A 17,475-nucleotide genomic window follows, 5' to 3' on the forward strand; every position below is an offset into this window, starting at 1 on the left:
CATGACCATCTCAAAGAGAAATTGGCACCCGTACGGCTGGCGTTCCGAGATTGCTATCGCGTGCACAAGTCTGATCACTGCGGTCTTTGTGCTGTGCGCGCCCGCGCTTGCAACCCAGCACCCTCCAGACGCAAGTATCGGTGCACCGGCTCCTGATCCCGCGCCACCTTCTGAGATCCGGCGTCGGCCCTCCCATTTGTCGCGAGTCGTGGTGCCATTTGCATCCTCCTACGAAGCCGGCACTATCCTGGTGGACACTCGGGGGCGTCGGCTTCTTCGGGTGTTGTCTCCGACACGCGCCGTTCAGTACCCGATCGGTGTCGGACGGCAGGGCTTTACTTGGACGGGGGAACTGCCCGTCAGCCGAAAGGCCTCCTGGCCGGATTGGCGCCCCCCAAAAGAAATGCGTCAGCGCGATCCGCGGCTGCCCGCCTTCATGCAGGGGGGGCCTAAAAACCCTCTTGGGGCTCGTGCCATTTACCTGGGTGAGACGCTCTACCGAATTCATGGCACGAATGAACCGGGATCCATCGGTCGTGCGGTCTCATCGGGGTGCTTTCGCATGTTCAACGAGGATATCATTGACCTTGCCCGCCGGACCCCAGTCGGCACGCGAGTGGTGGTGTTTGATAGGCTGACCCAAACAGCGGCTTCGCCGATCCGGAAACCAACCTTGAGCCCACCGGCCCCTCTGCTACCCAAATTAGGGAACGACAAAGCCCAGCCTAGCCCACTTCCTGTTCCTCTTGAGACAGACGGCGAGATTTTGATGCCATGAGCCGAGCAAAGCGGCTGATGAGGAGGCAATGATCTGCAAAGGAGGGTTATCGATTGGTGTGCTCGAACCAGCCGATCCTCAGGCAGCAACGGTACCTTGGCTTCCTGCCACTCCAGGGGACGGGGCCGCCGCGGGATACGGATGCTGGCTCTCGCGTTGACCACACGGCAGCTGAGGCTCCGTTCTGACGAGCCGTCTTAAAGCGAGTTCACATTCGAGGTACGGAGACGACACGAAATGGCTGAGGCCCACGCCAAGAACCACGACTACCACATTCTTGAACCGAGCCCGTGGCCGCTCATCGGCGCGGTCAGCGCCTTCCTGCTGGCGGCGGGATTCGTGACCTGGGGGAAGGACATCGCCATCGCCGGGATGCATCTCGGCCCCTTCATCTTCGGCGCGGGCATCATCGGCGTGCTCTACACCATGCTGAGCTGGTGGACCGACGTGGTGAAGGAGGCCAATACCGGCTTCCACACCCGCGTGGTCCAGCTTCACCACCGCTACGGCATGATTATGTTCATCGCCTCCGAGGTGATGTTCTTCGCCGCCTGGTTCTGGGCCTATTTCGACGCCGCCCTCTAGGCCGGCGACCCGCAGCTCTATTCGCGCGTCGAGGCGCTCGGCGGCGTGTGGCCGCCCAAGGGCATCGAGACCTTCGATCCCTGGCCCCTGCCGCTCCTCAACACCCTGATCCTGCTCACCTCCGGCACTACGGTCACCTGGGCGCACCACGCGCTCCTGCACAATGACCGTCAGGGCCTCAAGGCGGGCCTGTGGCTCACGGTGATCCTCGGCATCGTGTTCAGCTTCGTGCAGGCCTACGAGTACAGCCACGCCGCCTTCGGCTTCAAGGGCAACATCTACGGCGCCACCTTCTTCATGGCGACGGGCTTCCACGGCGCTCACGTGATCATCGGCACGATCTTTCTGGCCGTCTGCCTGCTGCGCGCCTATCGCGGCGACTTCACGCCCAAGCAGCACCTCGGTTTCGAGTTTGCGGCCTGGTACTGGCACTTCGTCGACGTGGTGTGGCTCTTCCTCTTCGCCGCCATCTACGTGTGGGGCTACGGCGGACATGGGGTTGGTTGAGGACGCCCACTTTCGAGGAGGCTGCCTTTTTGGTCGGACGGTAGGTGTACCAGTTTGACGGGGTCGCCTGAGGGATACCGATGGAATGGCACCTGGACTTTATCCTTGCCCCGTCAACGTCTGCCGGCGGTTGATGTGGCGCGGGTTCAAAGCGGTCCTGTTACCAACTGGCTTCGCAGAGCACAGCATGGTTGGGAGGAGCCAGGGTCAGGGGCCCCTTCGAGCCATACAGATCCTCTAAGGGGAGGCAGCGCGGCCAACCAGAGTCGGGCCGCCCTTTCGCCCAGATAATGTGTGGCCGATAGTGGGACCAATGGCGTGACATGTGTGTTCTGAAGGCTTCGAGCCCCGGCCGGAGAACATATTTCGACAAAGTTCCATACGGTCTCTTTTCGCGTTCCATCGGTGTCGTGCGGTAAATGGAGATGCAGATGAAGGTTATGGTTACCCTTATTGCGGCCGGAGCCATCATGGTGTCAGAAGGGGCTGGGATTGCGTTCGCCCAGCCCGTCAATGATCCTCCAGTGAGGGAGAGGGGTGACCAACCGGCGCCTAAGCTTCCGGGAGATGACCGTGCGCCACCCAGCACCCTGCACCAGTCGGCCCCAGACAACGACATGCCGAAGTTACTACCGCGTAGCGATGTCGCGAGAGCAGTCGACGCCTACAAAGCGGCTGCTGAACAGCTCAAGAGGAGCCTTGATTCCGATCTCAGCGGTGATCCGGACGCTGATTTCAAGCGCCTGCTGATAGCCCAATACGAGGGAATGATCGCTCTTGCTTCGGTGGCCTTGGATTACGGCACCGACCCCAAAATGCGGGAAGCGGCAGAATATGCGGTCGATATCGCCACGCAAGAACTAGAAACCATACGAGAGCAACAGCCGAAGCCTTAGCGTGAGCCCTGCCGTACGCCATCCTGAACCCGTCCTGGCGCAGGCCGTTCGCTCGAGCGTCACCTTGTTCAGTGTGAGGTTGTTGGACTTTGAGTCCTGCTGCCTACGGTCGGTTAGATCAGGCACACCGATGTTCCATAAGGCTGGAGCACAACGCCCATCGCACGTTGCCCGTCCCTGGACACCGCTGGAATAGAGTGGACACTGCTAGCGGATCGTCTTGACCTTTTGCCTGAACTCCTCGGTCAGCTCGGGCAGGATTGGTCCTACATGCCTGTACCGGACGACTCCGTCCGGGTCGACCACGAACGTCTCCGGCACACCGTAAACTCCCCAATTGATGGCTGTGCGCCCGTCCTGGTCGACCCCGACAGCAGCGTACGGGTTGCCGAGCATCCCAAGAAAGCGACGGGCGTTATCCGAGTTGTCCTTGTAATTGATACCGACCACCCTGAGACCCGACTCCTTTGCCAATTCCATCAACACCGGATGCTCTTGACGACAAGGGACACACCACGACGCCCAGACGTTCACAACCGTCACCTGCCCCTTCAGATCTGCCGTGGATAAGCCTGGAACCGGTGTTCCCTCAACCACCAGGCCAGATAACGGGGCAAGACTGAATTCCGGAACAGGGCGGCCGATGAGCGCCGAGGGCAGCTTCGAAGGATCGCCGGATGCGAGCCTCAGCAGAAAAACCAGTGCCAGAACCGAGAAGATGAGGATAGGCAACAGCAAGAGAAGGCGCCCCCGCGGCTTGCCGGAACTGGCGGCAAGAGCCTGAGGTGACTCGTTCCCGAGCCCACGTGGGTCCGTCATCGATACTCCCCCTTGTCCCGGTTGAGTGCTCTCCACGTTCCATACCATCCAACGGATCCGCCACCGATGCACCGCTTACAGACGCCTCGGCACGATCGAGGACGTTGCCGGCACATCAAAACCCTGCCCTTCCGGGTCCGGGTCGGCCTCCGGCGTATCCAAGCCATAGATGTCGTCACGGAAGTGGGCCGTACCGTCCGGCATGGCATAACCTGTAAGATAGACCCAGGCGACCGGAACAGGCTTCTCAAGCCGGATGTCCTGACGTGCTGTTGTGCCGATGGCGGCATCGATGCTGGTCTGGGTCCACGCCCCGTTTGGTGCAGCCGTACCCCGCAGCAACCACTCAACGAAATCACGGACGTTGGCCACACGCACGCATCCGGATGAAAAAAAGCGAGCGTCTTGCGCGAACAGCCGCTTTGAGGGCGTGTCATGCAGGAACACCGCCTCCTTGTTTGGCATGTCGATGCGAATTTGACCGAGCGAATTCATGACTCCAGGATCCTGCCGTAAGGTGTAGTTGACGGCATTGTTGGTCGTCCAATCCAGCGTCCGTGGATCAACTTCCTGTCCCTTTGCATCCAGGATCCGGATTTTCATCTTTGCGAGATAGTCCGGGTCCTTGCGCACTTGCGGGATGATGTCCTTCTTGATCAAGGACACCGGAACGGTCCATGTTGGGTTGAGATTGATGGCTGTGATGCGGGTTTCCACGACGGGAGACGGGCGATCAGGCTTGCCGACCACGGCCACGTAGCGACGCGCGACCTGGCCGCTCTCGACTGCCTCGACCGTTGCAGAGGGAATGTTAACGACGACATGGCGTTCTCCGAATGGGAAGCGTGATCCCATCAGCCGCTGGGTCGACGCAACCAACTGTCGGTGACGCGTGAGAGCTGGCACGTTTAAGGCTTCCAGGGTCCTGCGGCGAACGGCGCCGGACTCCGGAAGGCCGTGGCGCATCTGGAAGCGTTTGACGGCCTTCATCACCTCAGCGTCAAAGGTACTGCCTATGCCCTGATCCGCTGGAAGATCACCTTCGCGCGCAAGGCGTTGCCGCAGGGTCACAACGATGGGCCCTTTGTCTCCCATCTTCAACTCGGTGCCAGATGGCAAGGTCGGCCACCCCCCCTCGTCGGCGAGACGCTTGTAAAGCCCAGCGGCCCGCATTGTGTTGATGAAGGTATCCGGAGCAAAGGTGGGACGGGGGTCCTGAGAGACAGTTGCTGTGAGCAGAGGCGGCTGGGGCTTCGATGGAGCCTGGGACACGGGCGCAGTCGGAGCAGGCACGGGAATCGCGGAACTACCAGCCTCATTCGCAGGATCAATCCTAGAGGCATCCGTCTGTCGGGAGATTGGCCCGATGACTTGTATTGAGGGCTGCTGTACCGCTGAGGCTTTTATGGCAGGTTCAGCCTTTCCCCGGGCAATTGGGTCTGCAATCGCTTGGTCAGAAGCAAAGCAAAGGGCAAGCGCAAGTCCAATGTTGAAGTAAGTACGCATAAGGTCACCATTCATAGACCAAGTATGCGGGAGTATGGTTTACAAATTGCTGATCTTGACCTCACGATGAGCCGTGTCGGTGGAAGCGGCGGATAGGTTGGTCAGGCATTCCCGAATGTGGTGTTTGTAACATCGATTCTACGCCGCACCGTCTTCCAGGGAACTTTCCCCCGGCAGCATCAGGGTAGATCGCGGCTGGTGATGCCTAGTCCGAGGATGCGTAGCCTAGCCCGACTAGGAGTTGTTCTGAATCTGCCATGCTCGTTTCCTGGCCACCTGCTTCAGAGGATGTTCAGATGGGCAACCCGATGCATCGGCTGAGGCACAGCTCCGTTCGTTTGACAGCGTGTCTGGACACTTAGGTTTCCTACGATTCCCCCGGCTGGAGTTTGTCAGTGCTCGCGGAAGGCGCGGGCGATCTGCTCCTGCATGGGCTTGAAGAAGTATTCAAACGGCGTGCGCTCATTGACTTCGACGAAGACCTCGGCCTGCATGCCTGCAATTAATTTCAGGTTTTCCAGCTTCTTGAGTTCTTGCTGCGGCAGCTCGATGCGGATCGTGTAGAAGGTCGCGCCGGTCTGCTGATCCCGCGACACGTCGGCTGAAACCCGGCTCACGGAGCCTATCAGATCCGGGGTCGTGCGCGCATTGGAAGCGTTGACCTTCACCGTCGCCTTCTGACCGATCTTCACCTGATCGATCTCGTTCGGGAGCACCTTGGCTTCGAGCTCGAGCTTGTCGTTGACCGGAACGATGTTCATCACCGGCTCGGCCGGCGAGATCACGCCGCCAATGGTGTGGACGTTGAGCTGATGGACGTAACCGTCGCTGGGAGCGCGGATGTCGATGCGCTTGAGCTGGTCCTCGGCGGCCACGCGGCGCTCGGTGTATTCCGCGACCTTGCCCTGAATCTCGCGCAGTTCCTGAACGGCTTCGGCCAGCATCTGCTCGTCGATCTGGATGATCTGGAACTCGGTTTCGGCGATGCGGCTCTCAGCCTGGGCGACCGCCGCGATGAGCTGGCCACGCTGACCTTCGATGCTGGCAGCATCGCGCTCGAGGGCATTCAAACGCGGAAGCTGCACCAGGTTCTTCTGGTAGAGGTCACGCACGCCCTTCAGCTCGTCCACGATCAGCTCGGCCTCGCGGGCCTTCGCCGCCTGCTGCGCCCTCAGGCCCCGGATTTCGTCCTGGGACTGGGTGATGCGCTTCTTGAGCTGATCCTTCTGCGCGTCGCGGGAGGCGCGGCGGGCGGTGAACAGCGTGTGCTCGGAGGACATGATCTTCTGAACCGCCGGGTCGTTGAGACGGCTGGCGAATTCCGGAGGCATCTGCACCTCAGCAGCCCCGTCGCGCTCTGCCTCCAGGCGGGCCTGGCGACCGATATATTCATCGAGCTGCTTCGACACGACCTGCATGTTGGCGCGGGTCACCGTCTCGTCGAGGCGGACCAGAAGATCGCCCTGGGAAACGCGGTCACCCTCCTTGACCTTCAGCTCACCGACGATGCCGCCGGTGGAGTGCTGCACCTTCTTGACGCTGGTGTCGACCACGAACTGTCCGCCGGCCACGACGGCGCCGGACAGGGTCGATGTCGCCGCCCACAGGCCGATGGTGCCGCCGAACAGGGCGATCATGCTCGCCCCCGCAATGGCCGACTGACGCAGGATCCGCTGATGGACGGAGGGTTTCTTCTCGGGAGCTTGAACGATCAACATTTAACCAACCTCTCGCAGGTTAGCCGCCTGAGCGGCCGGCGCCTGCTGCGGGCGCACCGGTGCCGGCGCCGCATTGCGTTTCATGACGGATTGCAGGACCTCGTCGCGCCAACATTTGTCCCGTGCGTCGGTCCCCCTGCGGCTTTGATTTCTTCCGCCAGCGTTGGGACGTTGCGGATGAGTTCCTCGCGGCCACCAAGCCCTTCTTGAAGGATAGCAGCGCCACCGGGCGTATGCAGATCTACGACCGAGCAATCTTGGCGGGAGCTCAGACGCGGACCGAGCATGGGCTTCTGGTGTTCTCGTAGTGCAGCGGTTGCCTATGCCACAAGGAGCAGGGATTGCTGACGTTGTCGCCATTACGATCCCAGCATCGGCTCAATGATTGTTTCAAGCTTTTGGATCGACAGGTTGCCCGGGTGCCGCTGTCCGTTGATGAAGAACGTCGGTGTCGAGTCGACCTTGAAGGTATCCGAAGCTAGCTGTTTCACAGCATTCACAGCGCTCAGCAGCTTCTGGTCGCGAAGGCAGGACTCAAATCGCTCCTTTGAGAAGCCAGCTTGGCGCATCATTTGCTGGAGTGCGTCAAGAGGTTTATCGACATATGCCCAGGCGCGTTGCTGCTCAAACAGAAACTCTGTGATGGGATAGTACTTGCTGTTGCCATCACAGCGGGCCAGCATGAACCCGGCTGTGGCCAGTGGGTCGAGGGGGAACTCACGCAGAATGAAGCGCACCTTCCCTGTATCGATATAGCGCTTCTTGAGTTGTGGGTAGGTTTCTTTGTGGAAGGCTCCACAATGGGAGCATGTCAGGGACGCGTATTCGATAATGGTGACCTTGGCTTCCGGCGAACCCAGTACCACGTCACCGAGCGGACCTGCTTCAGCCAAGTCCTGGGCATTCACGTTCTGAGCCCAGCTCGGCGGCGCAACAAGCATTCCTACTGCCGCGAGCTGAAGCGCCTTGCGCCGCGTGATCATTTTAGTGACTCCATTTAGACTATCGGGCACAGCAGGCCCTCAGACCTCGATTGCGGGTGGTTGATCATCACCATGTTCTCAGGATCCGCATTGCTCTAGGCCAGGGCTAGACGAATCAAAGATAGACGCTCAGGTGGCTAGAGGTTCAAGGGGGTGACGAGGAAAAATTGACACAGATGTCCAACGGATCCCCACTAGCCACCGACGGGACTTGAGCTGAGAGACCCCCTCTGTTCAGGAATAATCGAGCCCTGCACCGCTGAAACAGTACCATGACCGGGACCATGGAAGGCGCTGCTCAAGCGATTGGCCGGCGCCTTTTGCGGCTGCTTTGCAGAGATCCAGCCGTAGGGACTTGCTAACTCATGGAATTGCCATTCCGGTTGAAATGACGCCAAGAAGGGTGCCTGTCAGGTATGGGAGAAGGATGGCAAGTGCCAGCCAGACTACTGAAATCTTCTGGGAACCCTCGTGTTTGGAGCCGCGGCGGCCCGGTCGATTGCGCCAGCTTGCTCGCCTAGCGCCAGCCACAAAGGTTAGCAGAGCCAGCAAAGTGATGAGGTTCTTTCGTTTAAGGCCTCGTAGCAGATCTTCCGAAGGCAGGCCGCAATCTCGAGCCTGTGGCTTGCCATGATGATCGTCTGCCAAGGGCTAAAGCCCTCGACAGTGCTTTGGCGCACGATGAAGGCGCCAAACCCAGAGAGTTTCACAGTGTCACCCTGTGCCAAGCGACCACAGCCTCGCTCAAATCCACTCTTGTTTTAGCGACCATCATCTTCCTTCCAGTAGGAGAAGCGCCCCAGCCGCCAGCCGAAGCGTTTTTCCAGGAACCAAGGAGCAAATACTCGCAGCTTTCCATTTCTGGACTCCGGCAGAGTGTCTGATTTACGGAGTGGTATCCGCATCTTGAACAGCACGGGGGCAATGCTATTGGCATAGATGTGTTGATTCCCTCGGCGTCCAAAACTCCATAAAATGTTAGGTGTATGATGATCTTGCGAAGCCTGTTCCTTCTAGGCAGCAGGCAGATTTCCTGGATTGGCGGATGTTCCCTTTCCTCAACTTTGAGGTGGCTGGTGGCAGGAGCCTCTTTCTTTGCTCAATCATCACGTCAGGGCTCGACCCGGAGGATGCGCATCCTCCCTACTAACCTCCTACGGAGCCATAGGCTCCGCTCCAGCCTGGGGCAGAGCTACTTGGTCTCCGAGCTGCTGTCGCGATCGGAGCGCGGCACGGCTCCGAAGCACGCCCGGGCAACATGATTAATCTGGCCCTGCTGATCCGGTGTGAGTTGAGGGCTCTCGGCAATTTGCCAGAGCCCAGCCCTCCTGAGCTCCCGCGCCGAGCAGTCACAGGCCGATTGACAAACTACCTCCCTCTCTCCGGTGCGGGTGCAACTGGCGCGGCATGCCTGAAGGAAGCGTGCATCTTGATTGGCAACCCGCGAGGGCCACAGCCATGCCACCGGGTAAAGGGCTCCCAGCAGAATCGGCTGATGAACAAGGTAGATGACTAGGCTCCACCGCCCAGCCGTTACGAGCACCCGGGCCATTCCACCCTGCGGCTGCCAGCTAAGTTTCGCGGCTATGGCAGGACAAAGCAGGGCACGTCCGACGCCCATCCCCAGGAGCACCAGCCCAAACCAGGGGAACAAGGGCTCGAAATCGTTGGACGGCGGCACCGATGTGCCAAGACCGATCCAGGCCAGCCAGCGCTTGTTGAACGCAGGGGACTGGACAAGATCTGGAAGAATGAAAACCGCGGCGGCCGCAGCGAGGAGCAGCCAAGTCGGAGCGCGAAGGAAAGGCAATGCCACGATGCTGAACAACGCTATGGCATGGAGGATGCCGAAGTAGATGAAGGCCTGAGGGAAGATCAGGACGGTCGTGGCCGTGATTGCTGCCGCAGCGATGGTGAGAATGCCGATGCGCTTCCAGAATGGCTGCCACCGGATGCCCTGATGGTGGCCGAGGACAAGGTTGATGCCGACAAGGCCTACGAAAGTCCCGGCCAGCACGCGGGCAAACATGGACCAAGCGGGATCTCGGCCGACGTCTAGCCCGACGAAGCCGAGAAAACTAAGATCCCACGCAAGGTGGTAGACAACGACGCCGATAATCGCGAGGCCACGGATCAAATCGACGAGCACGAGGCGACCGGCGGTCTTGCCCGAGATTTGATGATCCCCAATCACACGCATCCACTTCTCCCGGTTTCGTGACGATTCCTCCATCCTGAAGGTCAGCAAGGTGTGCTCCGAGTGGCCTTACTCGGATCTATGCCGGCTGGCGAATTCGTCGGCGACAAACGTGTGCGGCAGGCGGCCTCTGGAAGATCTTCATTGAGGCGAGCGAACCTACAAGGAGCTTCTGCGCCAGGGTGCTGTCATGCCAGACGGCTTGGACGGAGACCACCGCTCCGTTCAAGGAGCGATCGCGCCAAGGCGCTGATATGACCATCAATGCGCTTCAAGTCGCGCACAACATCGAGCTGGAAGGTACTGACGTCACCTGATATTTGGCCCGCCCGTAGCTGTTCAAAGTGTCGTAGAGTGAGCGTCCGCTCAAGCTCCCGAAGCTGATCCTTTTCGGCCACAAGCCGTCGAGCGGCCCCAACGTCTTGGATCGTCAGAACAGAGACCGCCAAATGAAGATGATCAAGCAGTTTCTCATGCATTTGGGTGATCTCGATCAAAGCCCCTTCCGGAAGCCATAGCTGGTTCTTGATCCTCTTCGCAGCCAGCTCCGCCAGGTTTTTGTTGATAATATCGCCAATATGTTCAAGATTAATCGCGAATATCAGGATGTCGGACAGTCGCCTGGTTTCGTCCTCGCTGAGAGCCGTAGGATTGATCGCGCTTAAGTAGCGGTCAATTGCACCGTGGAGGCTGTCGACCACTTCCTCTGTGTTCTTGACCGACGAGACACAGGCGAGGTCACCTTCCTTGAAAAGGTGTTGTGACGACTTTATCATGGTCCCGACTACATCCGCTAGATGTACTACTTCGCGAACCGTATTAGCCAGGGCCAACGCCGGCGTATTGAGAACTTCCGTATCAAGGTACTGCGGCCCCCTGCCGCTGGCTTCCTGACGCGATCCGGAAAGAGCTTTTGAATAGACACGGCAAGCCACGGAAGCAGCAGAATAGAAGCCACTGCGACGAAGATGTTGAAGAAGGTGTGAAAGTTCGCAATGAGCCGAGCTGGTTGTGCTTCCAGTCCACTCAACGCCAGAGTGACGGGGTCGATTAATGGAAGAGCGACGGCGCTGCCGAAAAGGCAGAGGCCCAAGTTCCCTATCGAGAGCCGACGCCTAGAAGGGTCGCGATCGGTTCCGAGACGAAGGACATTCGAGGCTGCCCCAATGTTCGCGCCCAGCACCATCGCCAAAGCTGAGCCACCGGTGATCACCCCTGCAGTGGTGAGTGACATGATCAGGTACAGAGTCGCCACGCTGGAATGAACCAGCCACGCAAATACCCCAGTCAAGACGACAAGCAGTGCCCGGTTCGACGAGGCAAACACGTTCTTCAGGAGCAAAGTTAGCTCAGAAGGTGCCATCGTCCCGGCTAATAGTTTTAGAGCCAATAACATAAGACCAAGGCCGATGCTTGCTTGGCCAAGGTCCCGCACGCGGCTCGACGGTCCTCGTCGAACGGCAATGAAGCCGCCGAAAATCAGGAACGGAAAAGCTGAGAGAACATCTAGTGACACGATCTGCAGGATCAGTGTTGCACCAAAGTTGGCACCGAGCATCACGGCAAGGGCCAATACAAGATCGGCCAGGCCGGTCGTCGTGACTGACGCTAACATGAGGGCAATAGCGGTGCTGCTTGGAAGGAGAACTCCCACAGCAGCGCCAGAGGTAAACGCCCAGAGCCGGTTCTTGAGTCCACTGGTGATCATCCAGCGCACATCACTGCCGAATGCACGCTGCATCCCGACCTTAGCCATGTCGATCCCCCAGAAGAGAAGAGCAACTTCACCGAAAATCCGGATTACAGTGGCAATGGTGGGCATTCGAGCGTCCGATGTCAGAGAGGCTCAAGCAGAGCCCGATCAAGGCTCGTCAAGAAACGTCGCCGGCTAACAAAAGGCTTGTGTAGTGATCAGCGAGCGCTTTGTCGAGCCAGCGATAAGCTCGAAGGCGGTCTGGATACGCTTTTGGGCTTCAAGTAGAGGGCGCAAGTGATCAGAAGCGCGCCAACCTTTCGCCTCATCAATGCGCGGCTCACAGCCCCTATGGTTCTGCCGCATTTGGCTATTTGGATAAGAGACTGGTCTCGGCCGGATCGCAGATCTTCAACCCAAATTCCGAATATTCAGCCTCACTAAGGACGCTAGCAACATCTGGAGATAGCTATGGGAGCCACAACTTTTTTGTTGGCGGGGATTCTTGCGGCTTTGTCAATTGACGCTGGTCTTGCTCATGCTCAGGTATCTGGCAGGCCATCGTTTAGTCAGGGCCGAACATTGCCAGCTCCGAGCGCTCAGATGGATAGCGGCGCACTCCAAGCCCAGGGCATAAGCCTCCACTCGACAACGAGTTGTCCCAGCTGTCGCCACGCAGCGATACCTCGAAGGCATTCGTAGCCTCTAAGGATGCCGTTGCTCGACTAAAGAGTGGTCTCGATGTAGAGCTGACGGGGGAGCCAGCTCAGGCATTATGTGAGGTTGGGTTGTCATCTCCTCTGCATCTGCCGCCCGTGCTCCGTCGCTGATGGCTTACGCACATTTGGCAGCGTAAGCCTCGAGAAGTGCCGCAAGTGAAGGCCCATATAGGTTGCCAGAGCAAGCCGGCGGCGCCGATGGCGGTAATACAGCAGCAATCCTCCAGCGACAGCGCTGCCTATGGCAGCTCCAAGGGCGCTTTTGACCACCGACGCCCAGTCCGCACGAGCTATAGCCTACCACCACTCCCATTATGATCAAAGGCTGAGTATGCGCGTCCCATCTTACCCTGAGCCACGGGTCAGCGGATCCCCTCGAAGAGACGGTTCCAGCGGATCTTCTGCGGCCATTCCCACGGACGCCACAGGGATGCGCTCTCGTCGATCGAGAAGAAGATGATTTCGGCGCGTCCGACCAGGTTCTCGAAAGGCACCTGACCGACGCTGGCCTCGTCACGGGAATCGGTGGAGTTGTCCCGGTTGTCGCCCATCATGAAGAAATGGCCGGGCTGCACGATGTAGACGTTCGTGTTGTCCCAGTAGCCGCGGTCGCCGTCGCGCTCGATGACGAAGTGGGACACGCCGCCCGGCAGCGTCTCCCGATACTGCGGAACGCTGATGGTGCGGCCGTACAGGTCAGTGGTCTTGTAGTCCTCCACCCGCTCGCGCTGGACCGGCTGACCGTTGATGTGCAGGACGCCGCTGATCACCTGGATCCGGTCGCCGGGCAGGCCGACCACGCGCTTGATGAAGTCTGTCGAATTATCTCTCGGCAGCTTGAACACGACAATCTCGCCCCGCTTCGGCTCGGAGCCGAAGATGCGGCCGGAGAAGATGCCCGGGCTGAAGGGAATCGAGTGCTTGGAATAGCCGTAGGAATACTTCGAGACGAACAGGTAGTCGCCGATCAGCAGGGTCGGGATCAGGGAGCCCGACGGGATGTTGAAGGGCTGGAACAGCACGGTGCGGACCACCACCGCGATCAGCAGGGCCTGGACGATGACCTTGATCGTTTCCCAGAGGCCGCCTTCATCATTTTTCACGGTGCTACCCACGTATTTGCCGGTTTTGTTGTTCATGTTCGTGGATCTCTGTCGGGGCATCGCTTCCTCGTTGAATGCAAATGCAACAATTCCGGTCTCCTCGAAACGAGGGTAGAGGTCCACGGCACGCAAAACTGGAACTGGAAACGTGCACCAGTTCAAACCGAGAGGGCTCCGGAAGAGTGATCAAGCTGTGCATCTGAGATTCAAACGGCAGTTTGTTCGAAGAGGCGGCTCGTGGTTGCCGCTAAGATATGCGCCCCTTTGAAAGGTGGAGTGCCCAGATCTGCTTGCGAGCGAATGGTCCGACTTTGAAGACTGCGACATTCGAGGTGGCAGTCGGTTTTACGGTCTAAACGCCAGCTCATCATGCGGCCGATGCGGCATGCTGGGCAGAGCATGTCAACACGTGGTTGTCCTGAGCTGTCAGTCATCGTCGAGCTCTATCCTCTGAGCGTTAGCGGCGAATAGTCCGAGGATAGAAGCTCTAGCTACTTTAGGTTCAAGAGCATATTCTGGGTAAAATCGACACAGGCGTCGGGCAGAGTTGAAGGCAGTCCGAGGGTATTGTCTACTTGCTGGCTTTACTACCCGTAGGTTCGGCTAGGGAATTGTGCGCGTCTGACGGCTACCTTCCTTGGGAACATGAAAGAAGGTCAGTGTCGTAACGCCTGCGACGAAAGCGAGCAAAACACCCAAAATTATAAGGTTCTTGCGTCGCCGTGCGCGCAGGAACTCCTCCGACGGTCCGGTGCCGTTCCGAGATGGTGATTCAGTTTGGTGGTGATGATTTACCAAAGTCTGCTTGCTCAAATACGTCAGAACGCTGGGTTGCTATGGGCCATTGTGCGCTGACGTCCAGTCAGGGTTCTAGTTCAGGAGAACGATAATTCAATCTCCGTCACAGCCTAGATTGTAGAAGATCGAGTTGCGCCGACACCCGCCTGTCCCCTAGCGAGGGTCTCGTCAGCGCATCTGAGCCCGACCAACTGCTTTGGATCCAAGTTGGTCTGCTCGCTGAAGATCGGGTCGTGGATTTCACTTGGTTGGTGCTTGCAACAACCCGTCGTAAAATCAAGACCGACCCGAACGGAGAACTAGAACCCGAGATGCAACGCTATAGAGTTGTGAGAGTATTTTGAGGGGAAAGAGCAGACGCTCTTGCGGCCGCATCGCGAATTTGGCATGCGCGCGGTGCATTTCACGGCTCAAGCCGGGGTCCAGCTCCAAACAACGATCAAACTTGGCTGGGACCGCTGCCTCGCGTCACCGAGAATGTGCGGACCTCGTCGCCACGATGTGGTTTTACACCAGCTAACGGGGCTGCCAGTGTATCCATCCAGATGGGTGAGCACGTTCGTCGCGCCATGCCTTTGGATGCGGGGTCGTGACTAATATTGCGCACTCGGTACAAGGATCCTAGTTTGCCAATCGTCCTCTGTGTGGTTTCAAACCCGAGGACTCTGTTCTCCTATGGCTCTTCCCGTCATGTTCTCCTCCCCGTTGCTTCTCAGTGCCATTGCCATCGAGGGTTATGCCGTTCTCGCGGTGGAACTCCTCGCGATTCGACAGCTCACCCCTTATGTGGGCAACGCCACCGACACGGTGGCCATCGTCATCGCTGCGGTTCTGCTCCCCCTGGCGCTGGGATACGAGGCTGGCGGCCGGGCGAGTTTCGCCCCCGGCGATGAGGCCGGCGTGCGCCGGCAGCTCATCCGGAACCTGCTGATCGCCGCGCTCATCCTCAGCTTCGGGCTGTCCCATCCCTTCCTGTCCGCATTCTTCCAGATCCTCGACGGCCTTGGCCTCACTCATCGTCTGGTCCAGGCGGCGGTTCACACCTCTCTGTTCCTGGTCTATCCGGTCTATCTGCTCGGTCAGACCATCCCGCTGGTCGCCTATTGCTCGACCGGTGGCAGCCTTCCCCGCTCCACGGGGCTGATGCTCTTCCTGTCCACGCTGGGGTCTTTCCTGGGCTCGGTGGTGTCGACCCTCGTGTTCATGACCTTCTTCGGCGTCCACATCACGGTGGCGTTGACCCTCGGCCTCCTGGTGGCGCTCGCCGCCCTCATCGGCTGGCACATGGAGGGCCGCAGCAGGCTGGCGCTCACAGCCAGTGCCCTTGGGCTCTTCATCGTTGCCGTCAACAGCCCCGCCGCGGTGGAGGCCTATGGCATCGTCAGCAACAATCTCTATAGCGAGGTGCGGATTGTCGAGAACCCGACCGAGAACAGCCCCCTCCTGGTCATCAACAACAGCCCGTCCTCCAAGATCGCGGCCCACCCCGAGCCCCGCTTCGCCTACCTGAAATTCATCGAGAAGGAGGTCGTCAGAGGGCTCGATACCGATCGTCCCCGCCGCATCCTGGTGATCGGGGCGGGAGGATTCACCATCGGCCTGGAGGATCGCTTCCATGCCTACACCTACGTGGACATCGACCCTGCGCTGCGGGAGGTGAGCGAGGAGCACTTCCTGCGCCAGCCCCTGTCGTCCAACAAGACCTTCGTGCCGGAATCCGCCCGCGCCTTCCTGCGTCGCAATACCCAAACCTATGACGTCGTGGTGCTCGATGCCTTCACGAACCGGATCAGCCTGCCGCCGGACCTGATTACCCGCGAGGCCTTCGCGGCCGTCAGGAAGGCGGTGGCGCCGGGCGGTCAGGTGGTCATGAACATCATCACCTCGCCAAGCTTCGAGGACCGTTTCAGCCGCAGCATCGATGTCACGATCCGCAGCGTGTTCCCCTTCGTTTCCCGCCAGATCCTGCCGGAGACCCGCACCGGCAATGTGGCCAGCGTGCTCTATCTCGCGGGCCAGCCCGAGGACCAGCCGCACGACATCTATACGGACAACCAGAACCGATCATTTCTGGACTATTGATCTACAGGGACATGGATCGTGAGCAATCCTGGTATTCTTCGGATAGCTCATCTTCAACAACTTGAATTGTTGGTCGGCATGACCAAAACAGACTTCGCTTGCTTATGTGGCGGCAGCCGTATGAGAGTTGTCTGGGGTAGCCCTCAGCGTCATTCGGCAGCAAATCGGGTAGGCCTGAGGATCCGGTTACCGGGAACAAAGCGGTCCGTATAGGAGAGAAATCAATATAAAGATCACCATGAGCGCCTGTGCAATCTGGTGATAGCCGCGAGGCTGTCTTCAAAAAACGACGACCCAGCCTCTCGAGGAGCCGCCGAGGACACCCCCGTCCTAGGATAAAGGAGACTGTCACCTTGTGGATCGGCCACGACGTTCTCAGCTATATTCAGGTGGATGGCGCAGTCTGGCACTGCCCCATCAATCCGGCTCTTCGAAAAGCAGCGGGCAAGTCCGACGACTGACGCTTCTCTCCAAGAGGCCGAGCTCCCGGAGCGCTGCGACTATTGGATCCACCTGTCGAGCTTGCATTTGGCGTCCATGATTTCATCCGCCTTGGTGAGATCATGCGGGGCGTCGTGAGGAACGGCTCACGGCCACTCTATCCCTGGACAGGGCACTGCTGGGGAGCCAGAGGCCCGTTTTGTTAAAGGAGATCGAACAAGACTTCCTGATTTTGGGACAACTGTCCATCGGACTTGGAAAGCCTCAGGTCAAGACTAGGCGGCGGGAAAGTGACGCCTTCTGAGAGCAGTTATTTGCCGCACGGCACCTCTGAAACCCGATCCCATCGCTATGAGTTCGGTCTGCGGCCACTGACATAACAGCCGAGCAACGGCGACGGAGAATTGCTTATGGGGGCAGATGAAAGCCGACGGCAGAGCCGGACGGAGAGTCAAGGCACGCCACACCTACCCCAGTATGTCATCGAGCATATTGGACAGGTTCTGCGAAATCGCACCCGAGGGGAGCTTCTTATTCCTGTTCCCAGTGAATTGCTTGCCCTGCTCGCAATTGATCGGAACACGGCTCTGACTTCATCGAAACGGAAGTCGTGAACCTGAGAGGTGTTCGACGAGGAGCCCGGAAGCAGT

Annotated in this window: 11 protein-coding genes and 1 pseudogene; 4 read left to right on the forward strand and 8 right to left on the reverse strand. The window is 59.0% G+C overall.

The window, feature by feature from the left end; all coding sequences use genetic code 11:
• Position 1 precedes the first annotated feature (1 nt).
• The 3 genes and pseudogenes from H0S73_RS22510 (at position 2) to H0S73_RS22520 (ending at position 2,766) form a co-directional block, all read left to right on the forward strand.
• The gene (locus H0S73_RS22510) at positions 2-778 is read left to right on the forward strand and encodes a L,D-transpeptidase (RefSeq protein ID WP_181054475.1); all 777 of its coding nucleotides are present in this window, start codon (positions 2-4) and stop codon (positions 776-778) included.
• A 237-nt stretch (positions 779-1,015) separates the two neighbouring features.
• Positions 1,016-1,870 (forward strand): annotated as a pseudogene (locus tag H0S73_RS22515) (cytochrome c oxidase subunit 3).
• Positions 1,871-2,301: 431 nt separating this feature from the next.
• Complete coding sequence (locus H0S73_RS22520) at positions 2,302-2,766, forward strand: DUF305 domain-containing protein (RefSeq protein ID WP_181054476.1); 465 nt, start codon at positions 2,302-2,304, stop codon at positions 2,764-2,766.
• Between the two features lie 207 nt (positions 2,767-2,973).
• On the opposite strand, the gene H0S73_RS22525 is transcribed toward H0S73_RS22520, so the two are convergent.
• From H0S73_RS22525 to lepB, 8 genes are all read right to left on the reverse strand, one after another.
• Positions 2,974-3,585 carry a DsbE family thiol:disulfide interchange protein gene (locus H0S73_RS22525; RefSeq protein ID WP_181054477.1) on the reverse strand — a complete coding sequence of 204 codons (612 nt, stop codon included), beginning with the start codon at positions 3,583-3,585 and terminating at the stop codon, positions 2,974-2,976.
• 75 nt (positions 3,586-3,660) lie between these two features.
• Positions 3,661-4,680 carry a L,D-transpeptidase family protein gene (locus tag H0S73_RS22530; RefSeq protein ID WP_246389359.1) on the reverse strand — a complete coding sequence of 340 codons (1,020 nt, stop codon included), beginning with the start codon at positions 4,678-4,680 and terminating at the stop codon, positions 3,661-3,663.
• Between the two features lie 803 nt (positions 4,681-5,483).
• Positions 5,484-6,809 (reverse strand): HlyD family type I secretion periplasmic adaptor subunit, encoded by a 1,326-nt coding sequence (locus H0S73_RS22535; RefSeq protein ID WP_181054479.1) that lies wholly within the window; start codon positions 6,807-6,809, stop codon positions 5,484-5,486.
• A 359-nt stretch (positions 6,810-7,168) separates the two neighbouring features.
• Positions 7,169-7,792: a DsbA family protein gene (locus tag H0S73_RS22540; RefSeq protein ID WP_181054480.1), complete on the reverse strand. Its 624-nt coding sequence runs from the start codon at positions 7,790-7,792 to the stop codon at positions 7,169-7,171.
• Between the two features lie 1,192 nt (positions 7,793-8,984).
• Positions 8,985-10,040: an acetyltransferase domain-containing protein gene (locus H0S73_RS22545; RefSeq protein ID WP_181054481.1), complete on the reverse strand. Its 1,056-nt coding sequence runs from the start codon at positions 10,038-10,040 to the stop codon at positions 8,985-8,987.
• Between the two features lie 137 nt (positions 10,041-10,177).
• Positions 10,178-10,765: a PhoU domain-containing protein gene (locus tag H0S73_RS22550; protein ID WP_181054482.1), complete on the reverse strand. Its 588-nt coding sequence runs from the start codon at positions 10,763-10,765 to the stop codon at positions 10,178-10,180.
• 26 nt (positions 10,766-10,791) lie between these two features.
• Positions 10,792-11,811, reverse strand: coding sequence for a Na/Pi cotransporter family protein (locus H0S73_RS22555; RefSeq protein ID WP_181054483.1), 1,020 nt, complete (start codon positions 11,809-11,811; stop codon positions 10,792-10,794).
• A 952-nt stretch (positions 11,812-12,763) separates the two neighbouring features.
• Entirely contained in the window at positions 12,764-13,540 is a 777-nt protein-coding gene (lepB, locus tag H0S73_RS22560; protein WP_181054485.1) for a signal peptidase I, read from the reverse strand.
• Positions 13,541-14,977: 1,437 nt separating this feature from the next.
• On the opposite strand from lepB, the gene H0S73_RS22565 reads away from it, so the two are divergent.
• Positions 14,978-16,384, forward strand: a complete 1,407-nt coding sequence (locus tag H0S73_RS22565) for a fused MFS/spermidine synthase (RefSeq protein WP_181054486.1) — start codon at positions 14,978-14,980, stop codon at positions 16,382-16,384.
• Positions 16,385-17,475: the final 1,091 nt, after the last annotated feature.

It is taken from the genome of Microvirga mediterraneensis (assembly GCF_013520865.1).
In the GTDB taxonomy this organism is placed as follows: Bacteria; Pseudomonadota; Alphaproteobacteria; order Rhizobiales; family Beijerinckiaceae; genus Microvirga; species Microvirga mediterraneensis.